Source organism: Bacillus sp. SM2101 (assembly GCF_018588585.1).
In the GTDB taxonomy this organism is placed as follows: Bacteria; Bacillota; Bacilli; order Bacillales; family SM2101; genus Nanhaiella; species Nanhaiella sioensis.
Genome location: NZ_JAEUFG010000003.1, coordinates 47,891 through 68,351, shown reverse-complemented (window position 1 = coordinate 68,351; position 20,461 = coordinate 47,891). Strand labels below are relative to the sequence as shown.

Sequence of the window (20,461 nt, the reverse complement as noted above, 5' to 3'; positions counted from 1 at the left end):
TTCTATAGAAGAAAAGATGCAACGATTACTAGATGTTTACGTGTTTTTCTAAGTTCCAAAATCAGCCTTTATTTATGCTTGACGTCTAATTCATGTGATGAGGAGTGATTGATGTGACAACAGACTATAAACCTATACTGACACTTGGCATAACGATGTTATTATTATTTGGCTGCAATAACAATATAGAGGATGGCATGAACGCAATATCAAGTAAAAAGTTTTACCAATAAATTTTTATGAAATAGCATTTGAGAGACAAGAAACGCCTTACAGTGATTACTTAGTGAGCAAAGTTGTGAATGAATCAGCTTTAGAAGAAACATGGGATTTATTCAATTTTGAAGATGAAATGCCACTTGTAGACTTTAACGAGAAGGCGGTTTTTTTCATTGGATTTCATGAGTCTGGCACTTGTCCATACAGCATAAAAAGTATGAAGCAAAGCTCTAATAACAAATCGATCACTGTTTCTTTATCCTCGACGAAGGGTCCTTGTACGAGTGATGCAACACCGAGAACATTTGTTATTGAAATTGATAAAGAAATGGCAAAAGAAATAGAGAGTGTTGTTATTGTTGAGGGCAGAGTAGAAACTAGCGTACCATTAGCAAAAAATTTATAAAAAAAGACTTTTTGGACCGCAAAAAAGCGTAGTGCTTTTTCACTGGTCATAAGTCTATTATCATACATCCATTATGTTGAAATAATAGTTTTTGGAAATGTAAGTAACGTGTTTACATCATTTTGCCACGATCATAAGTATGTTACATAAATAGATGACATTCTTCATGAAACGACAAAAAGCTTTAATAACGTCGTTCATTGACGAGGGCAGTGCTATTATGGCGATTGCTCTTTTTTTGTTTGCTTTGTGAAACTACTTTTATACTTTTGTGCGTTGACACCATAATGTTGTAAATGAGAGAAATAATGTATTTATATACAAAGATAGAATGGGTTAACCACCTTGTTTTAAACAATGAAAGCCCATGTCCAGTATATCTATTAATGATCTAGTATCAAACTATATGACTATAAAAATAACGTGGAAAAATGTATATTCATGTCTTTATAGGAGGAATTATTCAATTATGGCAAAATGTATTGAACAAATATTTTGAATTTTGTAAAGTTTACATGTGGGCTAATTTTGTATAGAAAGTTTTACAATTTTATGGTTCCAGATACGTTTGCAACTTCTATTCATATTTTTCACATTTGATTACTTTGTAAAATCCTTTGAAGGGGCTCACTAAAAAAAGAGAAAAGAGGAGAAAAATGAAAAAGAACAGAAAAATTGTTTCATCAGCACTAGCAACAGGATTAGCAATAAGTACGTTACTCGTTCCAGCAACAGGCAGTGCATCAGTAGAGGTAAAATCAGAAAAAGTGTCTAAAGAACAGAAGGAGAAGACAAAACAGCAGAAAAAGCTAGATAAGCTACGTGAAAAAACAACAAAACAAAACGGGAAATTTAAAGTGTCATGGGACGAAAAGAAGGGCGTTCCACGCCATGTATCTGGTAAACTATCAGATAAAAACGCCAATATTTCAAGTTTCCTTGAAGAGAATAAGGATGTATTTAATGTCGAGGCTGGAGAGTTTAATATTAACGATGTATCAACAGATGAGCTAGGTATGACACATTATCGTACGCAGCTAACTGTTGACGGAATTCCTGTATATGGGGCAGAGCTTCTCGTTCATACAGATGCTAATGGTGTTGTCACAGCTATGAATGGCCAGGTTGAGCCAAAGCTTGAGAATAAAAAATGGAGTAAGTCTGTTAAGCTCTCACAAAAGGATGCGATTGAGGTAGCTGAAGCAAGCTTAAGCTTTACACCTGATGCAGATACGTATACGACTGAACCAGCTTCCGACCTTTATGTATATAAGCATGAAAACAAATGGATGCCTGTTTATGTTGTTGAATTGCAATTCCTAGAGCCGTATTTTGGACGTGAATTTTTCTTTATTGATGCAAAGAAAGGTGAAGTTTTGAGGTCGTTTAACCAGCTCCAACATGCAGAAACGGTTGGAACTGGTACTGGAGTATTAGGTGATACGAAAACGATTAATACGTATGAGCAAGGTGGGACGTACTATTTATCTGATCGTACGAAGGCAAGTGGCAAAATTGAAACGTTTGATGCTGGGGATCAATGGGCAACTGGAACGCTTGTGTCCGATAGTGATAACAACTTCAATTCCTCTCGTCATAAAGCAGCAGTAGATGCACACTATTATGCGGGTGTCGTCTATGATTATTTTAAAGATGTGCATAACCGTAATAGCTATGATGATCGAGGTAGTGATGTCATTTCAAGTGTTCACGTTCGTGACCCTGATGCATTAAATAGACCGTGGAATAATGCGGCATGGGTTGGTACTCAAATGGTATACGGTGATGGAGATGGCACAACATTTACAGCACTGTCAGGATCATTAGATGTTGTTGCACATGAGTTAACACATGCGGTAACTGATTTTTCTGCTGATTTAGTATATGAGTTTGAGCCTGGTGCTTTAAACGAATCATTCTCTGATGTGTTTGGTATTATTGTCGAAGCTGGTTATGAAGGTTCAGTAGATTGGTTATTAGGTGAGGAAGTATATACCCCTCATATAAGCGGTGATGCATTAAGAAGTATTTCAAATCCAACGCTATACAACCAGCCTGCTCACTATGATGATTTTGTTGTATTACCAAATACTCAACAAGGCGACTGGGGCGGTGTTCACATAAATAGTGGTATCCCTAACAAAGCCTTCTATAATATCGCGACAACGATAGGACTTGATAAGTCAGGAGACATTTATTACCGTGCGTTAACAAGATATTTAACTTCACAATCTCAGTTTATCGATGCGCGTAACGCACTGTTACAATCAGCTGCTGACTTATTCGGTGAAGATGGTACAGAGTATAACGCAGTTGCTGATGGCTTTTCAGCAGTTGGAATCGGCGGTGGTGGTCCCATACCTAATGATACGTTTGAGCCAAATGATTCATTAAGTGAGGCTCACAGTATAACAAGTGGTGACATATACACTTCTTACATTTCTTCTTCAAATGACGAAGATTTCTATACGTTCACAACTGGTGGTGCGGGAGACATCACAGTGGATTTAACAAATGTTCCTAAGGATTACGATTTATATTTACTAAATGCTAGTGGTTCAACTGTAGCTCAATCTGAAAATGCAAGAACGTCGAACGAGTCGATTACTTTCTCAGCTTCTGGTGCTGATACATTCTATGTGAAAGTAATTGGCTATAACGGAGCGAATAGCACGAGCCCATATTCCTTAACGGCATCGTTCCCGGGAGAAACGACGACAGTAGGTGAATGGTTCTATGAAAATGCGAGCTATGATACACCACACCCATATTCTAACAATTTCACTGATACATTTACGTATCAAAAAGCAGGTGCCGAACAAGTAGCCATCCATTTTTCAGCATTTGAAACAGAGGCAAGATATGATTTTGTTCATATTACAGACGGAAGTGGTGCAACTGTAGCATCGTATGATGGTGCGCAAAATGCATTTTGGGTTGTAGTTGATGGTGATGAAATTAATGCGACATTAGATACAGATTTCAGTATTACGGCGTACGGCTATACAATTGATCAAGTCGGTTACTTCAGCGATACACCACTCGTACAAGGAATTGACCAAGAAGCCACAGAAGCATTTTATGATGAAATAGAAGAAGCAGATAAGCCTGATCCAGAAGCTTACGTTGCTCCAGAACGTGAGGAAAAAGAAGAAGTAAGTGAAGGCGAGGAAAGTGGCAACGAAGAAGGTAGCGAAGAGGAAGGTAACGGAGGAAACTAAGGTTAGCTAGAATATGCATATACCCTTTCTTATACTGACAACTTGAATAAATTGGCGGTTGGTAAGCCGTTTACTCAGACCTACAAGTACGTAACGTACTTGTAGGTTTTTTAACGTAAAGGGCTTTTTTAAGTTTGTAATTAAGGTACAGTTTTAAATCATTCTCTGTTGTACAGACTGCACTGACAACCTATTAGAAGGTTTTTTTGCTAATGCCACTTAGGTGAGAGTAGGTAGAAGTATTTTATGCGATGACCATAGATAAACGATGTAGTTATGGTTAAGTTCATTAAAATAGTAGAAGGTAGTAATTATTTTAATGAACAAAAGGTGCCTTGAACATAGCTGTAATACGTAATTCTTAGTACGAATATTAACAATTAATGCAAAAACATCCTTATGTATGCTTTTGAGCTATTTACCACATTAGAACAGCAAGTAATGGGTTTATGTTAGTAATTAATTTAATGAAGAAAAGTGCTACGGACATGAATGGGACAAACAACAATTAATGCGCATACAGAGTGACGTAGTCAGCCTATCTAATGAGTAAAAATACTATATTGTTTTATAAATATAACTATAAATATATTTATATAAGTCGTCAAAATAGTAAGATAAATAGAGAAATCCTTATAAAATGTGCAAATTTTGGCGAACCATGACAAATTATCAGATTTTTTGTCATGTATATTATTGTGATAATATATATATCCCGGGGCCTATAATTGAACAATATCTTTATGTGAATGTTTATTTCCACGTAAAACGTTCCGTAATAGGTGTAAGAGAAATTGCTAGTTAACTAGAACTAATTTGATTAGCTTCACTAATTCAGTTTATGTGTCTACCTTGAGTACGATTGTGATAGTTTTTTTATGCTTACATGGCTTGTCTGATTCAACATTGAGGTATAAATAGGTATCGATTTATATCCTAGTAATCACATAAATACTCTTGTGATTGACGATATGTCAATGCACGCACATATAGAGAAAAATTTATACTGAGAGGAAGAAATCTATGAAAAAGAGAAAAGTTGTTTCAACGGTTCTAGCAGCCTCATTAGTACTAGGTACTTTGTTAGTTCCAACTACAGGCACTGTTGATGCAAAATCACTTACAGAAAATTCGACAAAGAAGATCGACAAAAAAATAAAACAGCTAGAGAAGCTAGAGAAAATGAAAGAAAAATCTAACGGAAAATTCCGAGTTTCTTGGGATGAGAAAAAGGGTATTCCACGCTATATTTCAGGTCAACTATCAGCACAAAATGTTGATGTGCTAACATTCCTTGATGAGAATAGACAGGTATTTGATTTAGAAGCTGGAGATTTTACGATTAAGCAAACAGTAACTGATGATCTTGGTATGACGCAATATCGTACTCAGCTGACTGTTGATGGTATTCCAGTTTATGGATCAGAAATGCTCATTCAAGTTGATGGTGATGGTATCATCACTTCCATGATTGGTCAAGTAGAGCCAAAGCTTGAACAGAAGAATTGGCGTAATTTTGTGAAGCTATCCGCAGAGGATGCAATTCAGGTCGCTGAAAGCAAGTTAGCTTTTACACCAGAAGCAGACACGTATACGAAAGATCCCGCTTCTGACCTTTATCTTTATAAGCATGAAAATAAATGGATGCCAGTTTATATTGTTGAATTGCAATTCCATGCACCATACATTGGTCGTGAATTCTTTTATATTGATGCAAAAAAAGGAGAAGTACTACGATCATTTAATAGAATTGAACATGCTGCTGAAGTAGGGACTGGAACAGGCGTGCTTGGTGATGCAAAAATAGTGAACACGTTTGAACAAGACGGGACGTATTATTTATACGATACTTCGAAGTCTATGAATGGTGTTATCGCAACATATGATGCCGAAAATACTTTTAGCCCGTTGTTAAGAGTTAACCCGCAACCTGGTGTATATGTAACGGATGATGATAACGTCTTTGATTCAGCTACTCAACGTGCAGGTGTTGATGCTCACGTATACGCTGGAGTTGTATATGATTATTTCTTAAATAACCATAATCGTAACAGCTATGATAATCAAGGTGGTAATATTATTTCTAGTGTACACGTTGGCACGAACTATAACAATGCTGCTTGGACTGGAACACAGATGGCGTATGGAGACGGTGATGGATCACTATTTACATCATTATCCGGCTCATTAGACGTTGTTGCACACGAGCTTACACATGCGGTTACGGACACATCCGCTAATCTCATATATGAATATGAACCTGGGGCTCTGAATGAATCATTTTCTGACGTGTTCGGTGTACTCGTCGAAGCAGAACAAGACGGAGCAGCTGACTGGCTGTTAGGTGAGGATGTGTATACACCTGCTATAGCGGGAGATGCATTAAGAAGTGTTGCAAACCCGACATTATATGGACAACCGGATCATATGGACGATTTCCTCGTGAAAAACGATGAAAACGCACTTGATTGGGATTTTGGAGGGGTTCACACGAATAGTGGAATTCCGAATAAAGCATTTTACAATATTGCATCTGCAATTGGTCTTGAAAAAGCTGGCGATATCTATTACCGTGCTTTAACAACTCATTTAACATCGCAAGCTCAATTTATTGATGCACGAAATGCTTTATTGCAATCTGCCCAAGATTTATACGGAGCAAATGGGGTTGAATATCAGGCAATAGAAAGTGGTTTTACAGCTGTAGGAATTGATGATACACAAGCAGCTTCTAGTGACAATTTTGAGCCAAATGATACCTTAAGCACTGCACACGCTGTAGAAAGTGGAGAAATATATACATCTTATATCTCTTCTGCTGATGATTTAGATGTATATACATTCACTGCTGGAGCTAGAGGTCAAGTGACTGTAGATTTAACAAATGTACCAGATGATTATGACCTATATTTATTAAATCGTCGCGGAGAAACAATAACCGCATCACAAAATGTAAACACACTTGCGGAATCACTTACTTATACGGCATCTGCTGGTGAAAAATTATACGTAGCAGTCGTTGGTTATGATGGTGTATTTAGTACAAGCCCATACACACTAACTATTACTTATCCATAAAATGGCATAAAGTTATAGGTAGGTAAACCATATTGAACATACATGTCTAAGCCACCCCCCTCATATTTTCACATGTGAGGGGGACTTTTTATATAAAAGACGCTATTAGAAGCTTACTTTATCTAGTTCAACGATGGCCATCGTACATCTAGAAATACAAATTAATTTGTCCTGTTCATCCACAATTTTAATTTCCCATACGTGTGTTTTTTTACCTCGGTGTAACGGTGTACCGATAGCGGTCACAACACCACCTCTTTTGGCACGTATATGGTTTGCATTAATCTCGAGACCGACGCAGCCTTCTTTTTCCTGATCAATGAGGTTGAAAGCCCCAAAGCTTGCGACGGTTTCTGCTAGAGCTACAGAAGCACCACCGTGTAAAATTCCAAAAGGCTGACACGTTCGTTCATCCACAGGCATTGTAGCGACAGTGCGCTCTTCACTCACTTCTACTATTTCAATACCGAGATGACTGACTAACGAATGTTCAAAATTTAATCCGTTGCTCATGAATACTCCCCCTTATGCTCTTTCTTTTATTTTCACACAACTTATAAAAATTTACCAATTCTTTCACTCTCTTATCACATAAATTCACATATTTTAACAACAATTGTCGCATATTTGGTTGCTAGAATATAATCGAAACCTTATTTTGTATAGAACAGACAGCATGAAAGGTTATGAAATCATTTGCTCGATCGAGTCTTAATCATTTTAATGAAAGAGGAGTGTTAGTAATGTTAACCAAAAAGAAATTACTTGCAGGTAGCTTAGTCCTAGGGATGATGCTCCCGGCTTCTGTGTTTGCAGAGGAGCCTGTAGAAAGTGAACAATCAACGATTATTCAAGAAAATGAAAGCATTAACCAAATCTCAGATGAAGATAAGGCAACAAAAATTCTGGCAATTGTAGAAGCTCGTACTCCAGATCAGCTTGACGCATGGAATGCTGCGATTGAAGTACGCAAGGAAGCTAAAGAAAAGCTACAAGACAATCTTGAAGTGCAAAAGCAGGAGTTTGAAGACGAAAAACAACTCATAAAAGACCAAATAAAGAATGGTGAAATTGCTCGTGAAGAAGGGCAAGAGGCCATTAAGCAGTTATGCGAGGAATATAAAGCAAACAGGTCTGCACAAAAAGAAGAAAATGAACAGCTACACGAAGAGCATAAACAGCAGATGGAAGAATTGAAAGCATCTTTAGATAATGCAGTAGCAAATGATGATGAAGCTACAATTACTAGTACGTTATCAACGATGCTAGATGAATACACTGCATTCACTGATCAGCTAGAGAGTAATATAGCTGAATAAATTAGACAAATACAATTAGCAAACTCGTTCGAGCAAAGAGGATAACATCATAGTTTAAGTGAATATGTTACTTATAAGGAAAGTCCCGCTTTATTGATTGCGTGGACTTTCTTTTGTTAAATGTTGAAAAGCGATTGTATGATCATCTACCATAACATAATATCTTTTAAAAATGAGTTGGTAAGCTTGTTCATTTTGCTATAAGTTTGGTAGATCAGATGATGTTACTGTAATTCCCTTACCAAATATCTCAATATAATGGAGTAGGATAGCATTCTGAATTTATCCTACTTTTTTGTTCAGTCATTTGGTTTATATCAATTGATATATTGAGAGATGTCAGTATCGTAGGAAAAAATGTTTTGTAAGAAATTCCTCCATAAATATTCCGATAATGATGCTTATAATTTTAAATTGAAATGGCGAAACAGTAAGTGGAGTGTTTTTGATTTCTGCAACGCTTTGTTTAAATATCATTTATATTACCTCCCTACTCAACTCTTCTTTCACATCGAAATATAGCTCGTAACGTCACATACATTTGCTTTGCTGTTGTCACGATTCGTCCAAGAAAGAGAAGATCGATGCTATTAGGTTAGTTTTTTGAACAGCTTATTGCTGCATCGATTATGTAGTACCGCAACGTTATTTCACTTCCAACTACTTTAAATGTGTACTTATGTGTTATTAAACATTGCTGAACTTTTTTATGCTACTAAGGAAATATACTTGTTATTATAGGGGGATTATTTATAAACTAAAGGCATACCGTTAATAGATTGAGTGAAAAGGGATAGACTAAGTTTTGTAGCTATTGTTCCTTATGTGAAGTGAAAGAAGTTTGTAGTTCATTGACCACGAACCTTAGTTGAATGCATGTGTATTTAAACAAGCTTTTGAGTAAGGGTATAAAAGGGGTGTCTATATTGATAACGATTAAACGTTTAACTGAGTGTTCTGTAAAGGATGCAGTTACTGCTTGGAATGAGGGGTTTACAGGGTATTTTACCGATTTACAGATGACTATTGATTCATTTTTGAATCGACTTACACAGGAAGGTTTGTCTGCCAACTATTCAATTATTGCTTTTGATGATAAGGAACCTATCGGCATTGTCTTAAATGGCATAAGAAACATCAATGGTAAAAAGGTGTCATGGAACGGTGGAACAGGTGTTGCACCACAATATAGAGGTACAGGTGTAGGGAAGAAAATGATGGCAGCAACCATAGCAATCTATGAAGAAGAGGGTGTTGAAATCGCAACATTAGAAGCGATTAAAGAAAATGAAAAAGCGATTCATTTGTATAAAAAGCTTGGGTATGAGATTGAAGATAATTTGCTATTTATCGCCCATGAAGGGTCATTTGACTCGAATCCTTTTGAAGAACACCTAGCTACATACAACTTTATTAAAACTGTTCCACCAGCAGTTCAAAACCTATCATTTTATAAAAATATGTATTGCTGGCAAACACAGTTTAAGAGCGTGAGGGATGGAGAAGCATTCATTGCGGTCGATGATCATACTGGTGAAAGTATAGGCTATGCGTTATTTAAGCGTATTTTTAATGAAGAAGGCGTTCATGTCACAACAGCATTGTATCAGTGTGAAGCAGCACCTCATAGACATGACCGACAACAAATTAATGCAAGTTTATTATCGCAATTATTTGCTCCGTTTGATCAAAAAATAAAGCGAATTACAGTCAATTTAGCAGCTACGAATCAATCGGTAGTCTCATTTCTTGAAGAGGCTGGATTTGAGAAGAGCGTAGAACAAGTATATATGAAAAAAATCATGCTCGAAGAATAAGAAGAAGTAAGTAGATTATCTTTTAGTAAGAGAAAAAATTAATATGCAAAAGTCAAAAGCTTATAAGTGGGACTTATAAGCTTTTGCTATTATCACATAACATCACATCATTCCACAACATTTCTTCCATAATTATCAAATAAAATATATGTAAACATCTAGAAAAATCGGGTAGCAATAAATGATTTATATTTAGCTTATCGTACGTGTACGTAGCGTTGTTTGCGTAAATGATATTGCAATTTGTTCTTCATGTGAAGAGAAGCTCGAGGTTTATACAACAGCTATCGATAAGAGAAATGATGTCATGAGGTCAATTTTTAGGCATGTGTTTTTTTGCAAACATGCAGTAATTACAAAAATAGTCTAAGTAACATATAAGGTTTTGTATAGCCCCACTCGTACCCTACAACAATGGCTTAATCAACAGCTTTAACACGAGTCATACATTCATAAATAACTGCATTACTGCGATTGGAGACAGTACCCCGTTGTCGTAATGCATAAAAGCATTAGGGGACTGACCCGAAAAGGCGGTGAAGCATGAATACAGTTTTGTTAGTTGAAGATGAGGTGCCGATTGCACGAGTTCTTCGTGCGTACTTGAGTAAGGAAGGCTTTCAAGTGGAACATACGAAGAAAGGTAAGGATGCGCTTCAGGCATTTGAGGTACATAGGCCTTCACTTGTGCTATTAGACATTATGCTTCCTGATGTGGATGGCTGGCATGTCTTACAGATGATTAGGAAGACGAGTTCATGTCCTGTAATTATGATTACAGCATTAGGAGATATTAATCAGCGTTTAAAAGGGCTGAACAACGGTGCAGATGATTACATTTCAAAACCATTTGTTGCTGAAGAAGTAGTTGCTCGAGTGCATGCTGTATTAAGAAGGTCAAAGTCTATTGAAGATCACACGGTGAAGCAATTCGGAAATTTAGCAATCGACACAAGCTCACATCAAATTCTATTAAATGGAACTGAGGTTCACGTAACACCTAGAGATCTAGCATTACTCATATTTTTAGCAGAGCATACAAATCAAACATTTACGCGAGAGCATCTGATAGAGCAAGTGTGGGGCATTGATTATGAAGGAAGTGACCGAGCGGTAGATTTAGCAATTAAGCGCTTAAGAAAATCACTGAAAGAGTGGGATTCATCTGTAGGTGAAATTAAAACGTTACGGGGAATGGGGTATCAGCTAAGTGTTTATGAATAAAAATAAGCGCATTCCCTTATTGAACTATTTAGTAAGTAGGTATTTAGTTACTTTGATCATTGGGCTAACAGTGATCGGTATTGCTTCGGTTGTTTGGATTAAGGATGAAGCTATTAGAAATAAGTTAGAATTAGCACAATATCTCGTTGCAGATGTTGCAGACCGTTTAGTAACTGAAGATGGAAACATTGAAAGAATACAAGGTAGCTCTCCGTTGTTTAACCGCGTAATAGAAGAAATCATTCAAGATCCTAAAAGATTAAATCGTTTGGATATTAGATCAATGATCATAATTCAGGATGAAGATGGGCAAGTCGTTTATCCGAATTTTCCGCGTGGATTATCAACTATTTCTCCAGAAGAGCGTCAATTAAATTTGCTTCAAATGAATGAAGTTGAGAAAGTGGAATTCGATTTGTTAGGGTTGTCATATGTTATTTCGTCACCTATTGAATATGAAGATCGTTCCATAGGAGCAGTAGCCATCATTGTACCAGAAGAAGAATTTTCCTCAATGGGAAGACAAATGGATGAAGAATATCGTTTACTAGCTATTTTACTAGGAAGTTTAGCGATATTAGGCTTGATCATTATCTATTTGTTATCAAACAAGATTATATCCCCTATTCTACAAGTCTCTAAAGCTGCCAAACAAATTCAAGATGGGAATTATAATGTTCACCTAGCTACTGATACACAAGGGGAAGAACTTTATGACTTAATTGAATCATTTAAAGAAATGACTACCCGCCTTAAACAATTAGAGGTAATGAGAACAGAGCTGCTTGCAAGTGTGACACATGAACTGAAAACCCCCATTGCATCAATTAGTGGTTTAGTGCAGGCTGTGAATGATCAAATTGTATCTGGTGATGAAAAACAAGAATTTTTGGATATTACGTTAAATGAAGCACGCAGGCTACAGCTGATGGTGGAGGATTTACTTGATTTTAATTCATTTACTCTCGGCGAAATAAAAGTAAATTGTGAACAACTTGATATATATAAGTTCATACAGGAAATGACTGATCAATGGAAGATGACTAATGATGAACACCATCTCATTCAAGTCAAAGTTTTATCTTCTAAAAAACCTCTTTTTGCATACGGAGATCCATATCGTATGCAGCAAATCATCATAAACTTACTAAATAATAGTAAGCATGCATCCTCAAAAGAGATTGAAGTGAAAATATACGAGCCAAATAAAGATTTTATTGCGATTGATATCATTGACAGTGGATGTGGTATCCCTTTGGAAGAGCAGTCATTAATTTTCGAGCGCTTCTATAAAGGCAAAGTGCAAAAAAATACAGTGAGAGGTTTAGGTCTTGGCTTACCAATTAGTAAACTTCTTGCCAATGCTCAACACGGAGACTTGTTCTTAAAAGAGAGCTCAAATGACGGAAGTACCTTTACCTTATTACTTCCTATAAAAACAACGACCAAGAGGGAGGAGGATATCCCAAAAATCAACATTTGAAAAACCCCCACAATAATTAGCAAGTGGGGGTTGATATAAAAACGAGTTAAATTCTTATGGACAAAAAACAAACATCCACAGCTTAAATTTTCTGCATCAAGTGGGAAGTTCATGCTTTCCAAGCTGCAATTCCTCCAGCTAATTCTTACACCTTATAACCTTTATTTAGTTGGAGTATAGCTGCTTTTGCAGCAGTATTAAATTTCCTCAAGTTATGCTCCATATAATAATTTATCAACTTATAAAATCAGCATATATAAAAATTATTGGAGTTTAAATAATAAGTGGAATAATCACCGAATACATTATAATGAGTGTTCAAAAAAGGGACAGCAACTGAAGAGCAAGCAGTCGTAGAAAAGATACTCCGAACACTAGACGTATACGTACTTTTATCTTAGTACGAAAAGCAACAATTAATGCTCAAACAGTCTTTTGGAAGAACAACAATGAATGTGTTATCAGCCTTTTTGAACAGTTGTATATAGAAGAATTGTGTGAAGGAGGATATGATATGCAAATCCATGTTGTACAAAGTGGGGATGCTTTGTGGAGTATTGCACAGCGGTATGGTGCTGATATAAACCAAATTATTAAGGCGAACGGAATCAAAGATCCTAATGTGCTAGTTGTTGGTCAAGCACTAGTTATTCCTTCGCCGACACGCCAACACGTCGTACAGCCAGGTGAAGATCTTTGGAGAATCGCTCAAATGTATGGTGTCAGTGTCCAATCAATCATTGATAAGAATGCGATTGCTGATCCAAATCGTATTCAAATAGGTCAGTATTTAACCATCCCTGTAGCTTTACATCATGTCGTACAGCCAGGCGAAATGCTTTGGATGATTGCGCAAAGATACGGGGTAAGCGTTCAGGACATAGCTGTTGCAAATCAGCTTGCGAACCCTGATCTCATTTTCCCTGGTCAAGTGTTACGCATTCCAGAAAGTGTAAAGCAGTTAGCTGATGTAAATGCGTACATTACTAGAATGGGTGAAAGAGGTGTCGAGCTCGTTGATGAAGTAGGAAATCTACTAACCTATTTATCAATATTTGAATATGCGGTAAAAGAAGATGGTACGATCTCAACATTAAGTGATAAAGAAGTCATAGAGGCAGCTGAGAAATATAATATTGGTTCCTTAATGGTTATTTCGAACCTTTCTGGAGGGAATTTTGATTCAGACCTAACTGCGACGATCTTTGCAAGCGAAGAATTACAAGATACATTGATTACAAATATTTTAGAAACGATGAAGGAAAAAGGCTATGCGGGGCTGAATGTTGATTTTGAATTTGTATATCCTGAGGATCGTGAGAATTATAATAATTTTCTTCGGAAAACAGTTGCAAGACTTCATCCTGAAGGCTTATCGGTGTCAACAGCTTTAGCTCCGAAAGTAACAGGCACAGAGTCAGATTTACTTCGTGCTGCGCATGACTATCAGGCTCATGGCGAAATCGTTGATATGGTCTTTTTAATGACCTACGAATGGGGATGGTCTGGTGGACCACCGTTGGCCATAGCACCACTCAATTCGGTGAGAAAAGTATTAGATTACGCTGTTACTGTCATACCGAGAGACAAAATTTTGATGGGAATTCCTTTATATGGTCGAGACTGGAACATTCCTTTCGTCCAAGGTACGTCTGCGTCGACATTAAGTCCACAAGCTGCGGTAGAACGTGCAGGAAAGTACGGTGCTACTATTGAATATGATCCAACATATCAATCACCATTTTTTAGATATTACGATGAAGAAGGAGCACATCATGAAGTGTGGTTTGAAGATGCACGCAGCATTCAAGCAAAGCTAGACACAGTGAAGGAGTATCATTTAAGAGGCTTGTTCTACTGGGTTCTTGGATTGCCATTTCCACAAAATTGGTATGTACTTGATAGCAACTTTAAAGCTCACAAACATATTTAGGAAACATAATCGAAGTGTCATAATTGACGTGTAGACGTGTGGGAGTTTGTTACTGTTTGTACTAAAAATGAGCAGTATGATGAGTATTATGAGAGATAAATCATGGTCAAAGTAGAAATAATGTAACGCTAGCATGTATACGTACTTATATCATAGAGCGAAAAGCATCAATTAATACACAGTCAATTATAAGAAACTCTTAGCGATTTTTGTTAAGAGTTCTTTTGTTATGGTGTTTAGTACTTTCTCACTTCTCTACGGTGGTGGTTTCTAATTTCTGTTACAAGCTTAAAAACCTTTAAAAAAAATTTTAAACTATGCTAATTTTGTATTTTTATGTTTGTTAGACGTGCAAATAAGCCATTTTCACTTACAGAAATTGCATTTTCGACACGTTTTGTGTGATAAAAATGCAAAATTGGACATTTTACTTACATGCAACGGCTTAGGTATGATGGGACTATCAAATAAGAAAGGGGCTAATAAATTGATAAATCAGGTCATACTCGTTGGACGCATGACCAAAGATCCTGATATGCGGTATACGAATGATGGGACGGCTGTATTAAACTTTATTTTGGCGGTAAATAGAAATTATAAAAATGCTCAGGGTGAGATCGACACTGATTTTGTTAATTGTACGGTGTGGAGAAAAGCTGCTGAAAATACAGCGACGTATTGTAAAAAAGGGTCGATCGTTGGAATTACTGGAAGAATTCAAACGAGACGCTACGAAAATCAAGAACGGAAAAATGTGTATGTAACTGAAGTCATTGCTGAATCAGTACGGTTCATGGATGTTAAAAAACCTGAATCAATTGCAATTTAGTAGACACCCCCCAACAAATAGATCCTCGCTACACAATGCCTCTCATATTCTTCAACGATCCTCAAGACAAAAAGTTTCTTCAATGTATCTCCAATATAAAATACCAACCTATTTTGGTTGGTATTTTTTTGCGCATTAGGCTCTTCTTAAAAACTAAGTTACTATTGTTGTTAGCAATAGACAGAAGAAGTGCTATTATACACGCTTATATTTTAAAGTAGAAAAGATGTCACGAAATTTAGAGCTATACATGTATCTATTATTGTTCGAAAAACAACGATCAATGAGAAAATAATACTAATTCACGAATACTTACAATATATGTTCAACTGTAAACATCTCACTCATTAATGTTGGCAGCTGTGGAAACTCAAGTCTTATTTGCCAGAAGCCTACTCCACCTAATCCATACTCACGAACTAGCTTGAACTTTTCATTAATACTTTTAACATCCTCAAACCAGACGATACGTCTTTTGTTTTCTTCATCAACAAACTCGATCCATGGGGACGCTGATTCAACATCGTATCTAATTGGAATTTGATATTGCATTGCAATTTTTGTGACCGCATGTGATGATAGGGCACGTGCACTCATTCCTTGTGTGAACGGTACTGTCCAATCATAGCCATATAGAGCCGTTCCTAAAACGATTTTGTTTCTAGGAATTTGTGTAATAGCAAAATCAAGTACTGTGCGAACTCGTTTAATTGGCGCAATAGGCCCTGGCTGGCTGAATCTCCAATGCCAATCATATGCCATAATAAATACAAAATCCATTGATGGTGCGATTGCCTGATAATCTAGCCCTTTATGCCATGCTTCAGATTCCTTTGCCAAAACTGCGATCGTCGTAAGGTACCCATCCACTTTCATACGGTCGTTGAGCAATCTACAAAACTCGGAAAATGAGTCTCTGTCTCTTTCAGTTACAGCTTCAAAATCAATATTTACCCCAGAATAATTTTTACTTGATACGATTTGATAAATATTATCTATTAATCTTTGCGTATTTTCTGCGGATGATAATACTCTATGAATCATGTCTGCATTAAAAGCGGTGACCGTTGCTAATGGCGCAATTCGATTTTCACGTGCTGTTCGGATGGCACTTTCATCATCAAGGTCACTAAGATTACCGCCTTCTTGTAACTGATAATCGAATAAAGGGACATAATTAAGCCACGGTGCAAAGGTTGTTAATTCTTCTTCTAAAGGAATAGGATCTCTTAATGTTACATAGCCCATCTCGTCAGCTGTAATGATTGATTCATATCCAACACTGTCAGCTGAATAGCTAGGTATATTTGGAAGTGTCAGTTGCATTCCTGGATTGATCATATTCGGGTTCTGGATTTGGTTTGCATCTATTAATGCTTGCGTAGAAACATTCGTCATTTCGGATATTTTATATAAAGTATCCCCTTGCTGTACAATATAAACATTTTGTCTAATAAGAAGCGACTGACCAGGAACAATATTACCATTTTCTAAACCATTCACTCTCATAATATCTTGATAAGAGGCTCTAAATTTTTGCCCGATGGAATATATAGAATCTCCCTGCTTAACCGTGTATATAATCATTTCATAACCTCCCGAATGCTTCACATAATCAAACAACATCGTCTAATTCGCTCATAAAAGTACACAATAACCCATCTATCTTAAACTATTCATACGTAACAAAAATATGCCACTATTTTTGGGATCTTAAAGTGTTAAAGTTATAATAATTATTTTCATGTTGCGTGTTCATAACTTTTATTAAATGTTGCTAGAAATGGTTATAATACATACTAGATTACTATGCTAGGGAGCCCCCTGATGAGAGAGTGTAAAGATGAAGTTCTTAAAAGAGAGGAAAAGAATTAATAATGTAAGGACTTTCTCAATATACTAACCTTCGAACCTACTTGTCATTCGTGAGTTGAGGATATGTTGTTTTTTAGGCTCTTTTCGTAAACTTTGTTGCAATTTTTATTACAAATGGACAGTATGACGAGTATTATGAGAGCTCAATAATTCTATAAGTAAAAAAGATGCCACGAACGCTAGTTGACTACATGGTTCTATCTTTGAACGAAAAGCAACATCAATGTGAAAAAACAACACGGTTTTTGAAACATTCTCTTCTTTATAAACGTAGTAATTGTACATAAACCATATCTTTTATAACAAACGCATTCGATGATATTAAGAACACCTTTTTAATAAACATTTTATTGTAGGGAGTGCTTTAGATGGAAAAGAAAAGGGAATTAGGGGATTGGAGATTATTTTCAGCTCTTATTAAGGAGACAAAGCCATCCAAATTATTAATCTCAATTGCGATGGTGATGAGTATCTTCTCGACAATTGTTTCACTGGCGATCCCCCTTTTTACAAAAAACTTAGTTGATCAATTTTCATTGTCGTCATTTAATCAAATTCATGTCGTCTTGTTAATTGTAGCATTCGTCATTCAGGCAATTGCAGGAGGAGTTTCTCTTTATCTACTAAGCTATATAGGTCAATCTATCGTAGCAAAGATAAGGGAACGGTTATGGAAAAAGCTGTTAGTGCTTCCTATACGTTATTATGACCAAAACCGAACAGGAGACACAATAAGTAGAATGACTAACGATACTGCAGTAGTCAAGGAGCTAATCACGGATCACTTAACCAATTTCGTCACTGGCGTTATATCAATTATAGGATCTGTTGCCATATTACTGTATCTTGATTGGAAAATGACCTTGATAATGCTGCTGGTAGTACCAGTGTCCCTATTTATATTACTACCATTAGGGAGACAAATGTATAAAATATCAAAGGATTTACAGGATGAAACAGCAAAGTTTACAACTGTACTTAGTCAAGTACTCTCTGAAGTTCGACTTGTAAAAGTCTCTAATGCAGAATCTATTGAGCTTGAGAATGGAAGAAGGGGTATCAATAATTTATTCAAGTTTGGGTTGAAAGAGGCAAAAGTACAGGCTTTAATTGCACCTTTAATGTCGTTTGTGTTAATGGCCTTACTCGTTGTTATTATGGGATATGGTGGTTTGAGAGTGGCATCAGGCGCATTATCTGCCGGAGATTTAGTAGCATTTATCCTTTATTTAATCCAAATTATTATCCCGATGAGCCAATTTACAGCATTCTTTACTCAGCTTCAAAAAGCAATGGGTGCAACAGAACGGATCATTGATATCTTAAACCATGATGAGGAGCACGTAACGAGCGGGTCAACTGTTACAAATGTTGATCAATCAATAAATGTGAGAAACCTTACTTTTTCATACGAAAATGGGGAGGATATTTTAAGGGATATTAGTTTTTCAGTAAAAGCAGGAAAAGTGACAGCCATTGTCGGACCGAGTGGTAGTGGAAAAACGACATTATTTTCACTTATTGAAAGGTTTTATAAACCGTCAAATGGATTCATACAACTAGGGGAAGAGCCGATTCATCAATTTTCTTTAAAATCATGGCGTAATCAGATTGGTTACGTATCTCAAGAAAGTCCGATTATCGCAGGAACAATTAAGGAAAATATCATTTATGGAACGGAAAATGAAATAAGTGAAGCTGAATTACGCAGAGCAGCACAGATGGCATTCGCCGATCAATTTATTGAAGAACTTCCTCAGAAATATGAGACGGAAGTTGGGGAGCGTGGAATTAAGTTATCCGGAGGGCAAAGGCAAAGAATTGCAATTGCTAGAGCACTATTAAGGGATCCGAAAATATTAATGCTTGATGAAGCAACGTCTAGTTTAGACAGTAAATCGGAGATTGTCGTACAGGAAGCATTGAAAAATTTAATGAAAGGTAGAACGACATTAATTATTGCACACAGGCTATCTACCGTTGTTGATGCTGATCAAATTATCTTTATAGATAAAGGCATTATGACCGGTAAAGGTACACACGCTGAACTATTTGAAACGCACAACATGTACCGCGAATTCGCGACACACCAGTTGGGGGTCTGAACAAATAGACCTATACCTTTAAATCCTTACATGAATGAAGTGAATGGGGTCGCGGTTGAAAGACCTTATTCCTTTTTCATGATATGTACAGAAAGCAGGGCAACTAAACTAGAGCAATGTTATACGGAAATACGATTTAGATTCTTGAATCTCGATAGAAGAAACACCATATATACCATAACAACCTTATACAATTCTATCTTTCCATAGAGGGTTGTCTGATGGTTTATAAGATTGAAATAAAGACTCCATTTTTTCCCCATCCAAAGAGTAAATAGGAGTTTGTGAGTTTGTAACGAGTGATCTGTGTAAGTTTTCTACAGGGTACGAGCTTTCATTAATAGACAGTTCACATGTTATTTTATCTTTCACACGCTGAATTTTAGGGAAATCTTCTAACCGCTCCTCTAGTAGGAATGGTTGAGCTTTTTTCATTTCAGATAATTGACATCTCCTGAGAATTTTAATAAGTCTAGCCAGTAGGGGATAGTAATGATCATTGATAAGAATTGCTCGAAATTTTCTCCAACTTTTCCGGCTTGACCCTCTGAGTTAATGTAATAAACTGGTAGGTCTTCTAACCCTTCATTGTGGAGTAAAGCGAAAATACCTCCTGATCCATCCTCAGCTATAATCATTGTTTCAACGCTAGTTTCAAAATGGAATTTTTTTACGTCGAGATTGGGTGTGATAATCTCCAAATCAAAATATTCCATCAATATATCACATATATCTCTATTTTTTTCAATCGTCTTTAACAATTGAGGTATTTTCAATTGAGGTATTTTCAATGAAGTCCCCTCCTAAATATGATATGTACTTAAGTGGATTCTAGGTTTTTCATATAAATCCTTTATTGTAATCAATTTTTATACTGAAGGTATTTGTGTGAAGTTGAAAACGAACGGTTGTTTGTGAAATGGATATAGGTTACAATTCCATTTGAAAGGGG

Annotated in this window: 15 protein-coding genes; 10 read left to right on the top strand and 5 right to left on the bottom strand. The window is 36.4% G+C overall.

What is annotated here, in order from left to right; translation table 11 throughout:
* Window positions 1–286: 286 nt before the first annotated feature.
* The 3 genes from JM172_RS03910 (at window position 287) to JM172_RS03900 (ending at window position 6,924) form a co-directional block, all read left to right on the top strand.
* Window positions 287–625, top strand: coding sequence for a hypothetical protein (locus JM172_RS03910; RefSeq protein WP_214480787.1), 339 nt, complete (start codon window positions 287–289; stop codon window positions 623–625).
* A gap of 656 nt (window positions 626–1,281) precedes the next feature.
* Window positions 1,282–3,846: a M4 family metallopeptidase gene (locus JM172_RS03905; protein WP_214480786.1), complete on the top strand. Its 2,565-nt coding sequence runs from the start codon at window positions 1,282–1,284 to the stop codon at window positions 3,844–3,846.
* A gap of 1,023 nt (window positions 3,847–4,869) precedes the next feature.
* Window positions 4,870–6,924 carry a M4 family metallopeptidase gene (locus tag JM172_RS03900; protein ID WP_214480785.1) on the top strand — a complete coding sequence of 685 codons (2,055 nt, stop codon included), beginning with the start codon at window positions 4,870–4,872 and terminating at the stop codon, window positions 6,922–6,924.
* Between the two features lie 105 nt (window positions 6,925–7,029).
* Here the strand turns inward: JM172_RS03900 and JM172_RS03895 are convergent, their stop codons facing one another.
* Complete coding sequence (locus tag JM172_RS03895) at window positions 7,030–7,437, bottom strand: hotdog fold thioesterase (RefSeq protein WP_214480784.1); 408 nt, start codon at window positions 7,435–7,437, stop codon at window positions 7,030–7,032.
* Between the two features lie 230 nt (window positions 7,438–7,667).
* Between JM172_RS03895 and JM172_RS03890 the strand changes: the two genes are divergently transcribed.
* Window positions 7,668–8,243 (top strand): MICOS complex subunit MIC60, encoded by a 576-nt coding sequence (locus JM172_RS03890; RefSeq protein WP_214480783.1) that lies wholly within the window; start codon window positions 7,668–7,670, stop codon window positions 8,241–8,243.
* 339 nt (window positions 8,244–8,582) lie between these two features.
* Here the strand turns inward: JM172_RS03890 and JM172_RS03885 are convergent, their stop codons facing one another.
* Entirely contained in the window at window positions 8,583–8,720 is a 138-nt protein-coding gene (locus JM172_RS03885) for a hypothetical protein (protein ID WP_214480782.1), read from the bottom strand.
* Window positions 8,721–9,169: 449 nt separating this feature from the next.
* On the opposite strand from JM172_RS03885, the gene JM172_RS03880 reads away from it, so the two are divergent.
* From JM172_RS03880 to ssb, 5 genes are all read left to right on the top strand, one after another.
* Window positions 9,170–10,060, top strand: coding sequence for a GNAT family N-acetyltransferase (locus tag JM172_RS03880; protein ID WP_214480781.1), 891 nt, complete (start codon window positions 9,170–9,172; stop codon window positions 10,058–10,060).
* 543 nt (window positions 10,061–10,603) lie between these two features.
* Window positions 10,604–11,284, top strand: a complete 681-nt coding sequence (locus JM172_RS03875) for a response regulator transcription factor (protein ID WP_214480780.1) — start codon at window positions 10,604–10,606, stop codon at window positions 11,282–11,284.
* Window positions 11,277–12,767 carry a HAMP domain-containing sensor histidine kinase gene (locus JM172_RS03870; protein ID WP_214480779.1) on the top strand — a complete coding sequence of 497 codons (1,491 nt, stop codon included), beginning with the start codon at window positions 11,277–11,279 and terminating at the stop codon, window positions 12,765–12,767. Before JM172_RS03875 ends, JM172_RS03870 begins: the two co-directional genes overlap by 8 nt.
* Window positions 12,768–13,281: 514 nt before the next feature.
* Window positions 13,282–14,700: a glycoside hydrolase family 18 protein gene (locus tag JM172_RS03865; RefSeq protein ID WP_214480778.1), complete on the top strand. Its 1,419-nt coding sequence runs from the start codon at window positions 13,282–13,284 to the stop codon at window positions 14,698–14,700.
* 487 nt (window positions 14,701–15,187) lie between these two features.
* Window positions 15,188–15,529 carry a single-stranded DNA-binding protein gene (gene ssb / locus JM172_RS03860; RefSeq protein ID WP_214480777.1) on the top strand — a complete coding sequence of 114 codons (342 nt, stop codon included), beginning with the start codon at window positions 15,188–15,190 and terminating at the stop codon, window positions 15,527–15,529.
* Between the two features lie 312 nt (window positions 15,530–15,841).
* Here the strand turns inward: ssb and JM172_RS03855 are convergent, their stop codons facing one another.
* Window positions 15,842–17,116, bottom strand: a complete 1,275-nt coding sequence (locus JM172_RS03855; protein WP_214480776.1) for a glycosyl hydrolase family 18 protein — start codon at window positions 17,114–17,116, stop codon at window positions 15,842–15,844.
* Between the two features lie 656 nt (window positions 17,117–17,772).
* On the opposite strand from JM172_RS03855, the gene JM172_RS03850 reads away from it, so the two are divergent.
* On the top strand, window positions 17,773–19,509 hold the full coding sequence (locus JM172_RS03850; RefSeq protein ID WP_214480775.1) for an ABC transporter ATP-binding protein: 1,737 nt from the start codon (window positions 17,773–17,775) through the stop codon (window positions 19,507–19,509).
* A 186-nt stretch (window positions 19,510–19,695) separates the two neighbouring features.
* Here JM172_RS03850 and JM172_RS03845 read toward each other — a convergent pair whose 3' ends face one another.
* The gene (locus JM172_RS03845; protein WP_214480774.1) at window positions 19,696–19,944 is read right to left on the bottom strand and encodes a hypothetical protein; all 249 of its coding nucleotides are present in this window, start codon (window positions 19,942–19,944) and stop codon (window positions 19,696–19,698) included.
* Entirely contained in the window at window positions 19,941–20,300 is a 360-nt protein-coding gene (locus JM172_RS03840; protein ID WP_214480773.1) for a hypothetical protein, read from the bottom strand. The genes JM172_RS03845 and JM172_RS03840 overlap by 4 nt, the downstream gene beginning before the upstream one ends.
* Window positions 20,301–20,461: the final 161 nt, after the last annotated feature.

Excerpts from the sequence above, each read along its gene's own strand:
- JM172_RS03905 (WP_214480786.1), top strand. The coding sequence starts at position 1,282 with ATGAAAAAGAACAGAAAAATTGTTTCATCAGCACTAGCAACAGGATTA.
- JM172_RS03900 (WP_214480785.1), top strand. The coding sequence starts at position 4,870 with ATGAAAAAGAGAAAAGTTGTTTCAACGGTTCTAGCAGCCTCATTAGTA.
- JM172_RS03895 (WP_214480784.1), bottom strand. The coding sequence starts at position 7,437 with ATGAGCAACGGATTAAATTTTGAACATTCGTTAGTCAGTCATCTCGGT.
- JM172_RS03890 (WP_214480783.1), top strand. The coding sequence starts at position 7,668 with ATGTTAACCAAAAAGAAATTACTTGCAGGTAGCTTAGTCCTAGGGATG.
- JM172_RS03885 (WP_214480782.1), bottom strand. The coding sequence starts at position 8,720 with ATGATATTTAAACAAAGCGTTGCAGAAATCAAAAACACTCCACTTACT.
- JM172_RS03875 (WP_214480780.1), top strand. The coding sequence starts at position 10,604 with ATGAATACAGTTTTGTTAGTTGAAGATGAGGTGCCGATTGCACGAGTT.
- JM172_RS03870 (WP_214480779.1), top strand. The coding sequence starts at position 11,277 with ATGAATAAAAATAAGCGCATTCCCTTATTGAACTATTTAGTAAGTAGG.
- JM172_RS03865 (WP_214480778.1), top strand. The coding sequence starts at position 13,282 with ATGCAAATCCATGTTGTACAAAGTGGGGATGCTTTGTGGAGTATTGCA.
- JM172_RS03855 (WP_214480776.1), bottom strand. The coding sequence starts at position 17,116 with ATGATTATATACACGGTTAAGCAGGGAGATTCTATATATTCCATCGGG.
- JM172_RS03850 (WP_214480775.1), top strand. The coding sequence starts at position 17,773 with ATGGAAAAGAAAAGGGAATTAGGGGATTGGAGATTATTTTCAGCTCTT.
- JM172_RS03845 (WP_214480774.1), bottom strand. The coding sequence starts at position 19,944 with ATGAAAAAAGCTCAACCATTCCTACTAGAGGAGCGGTTAGAAGATTTC.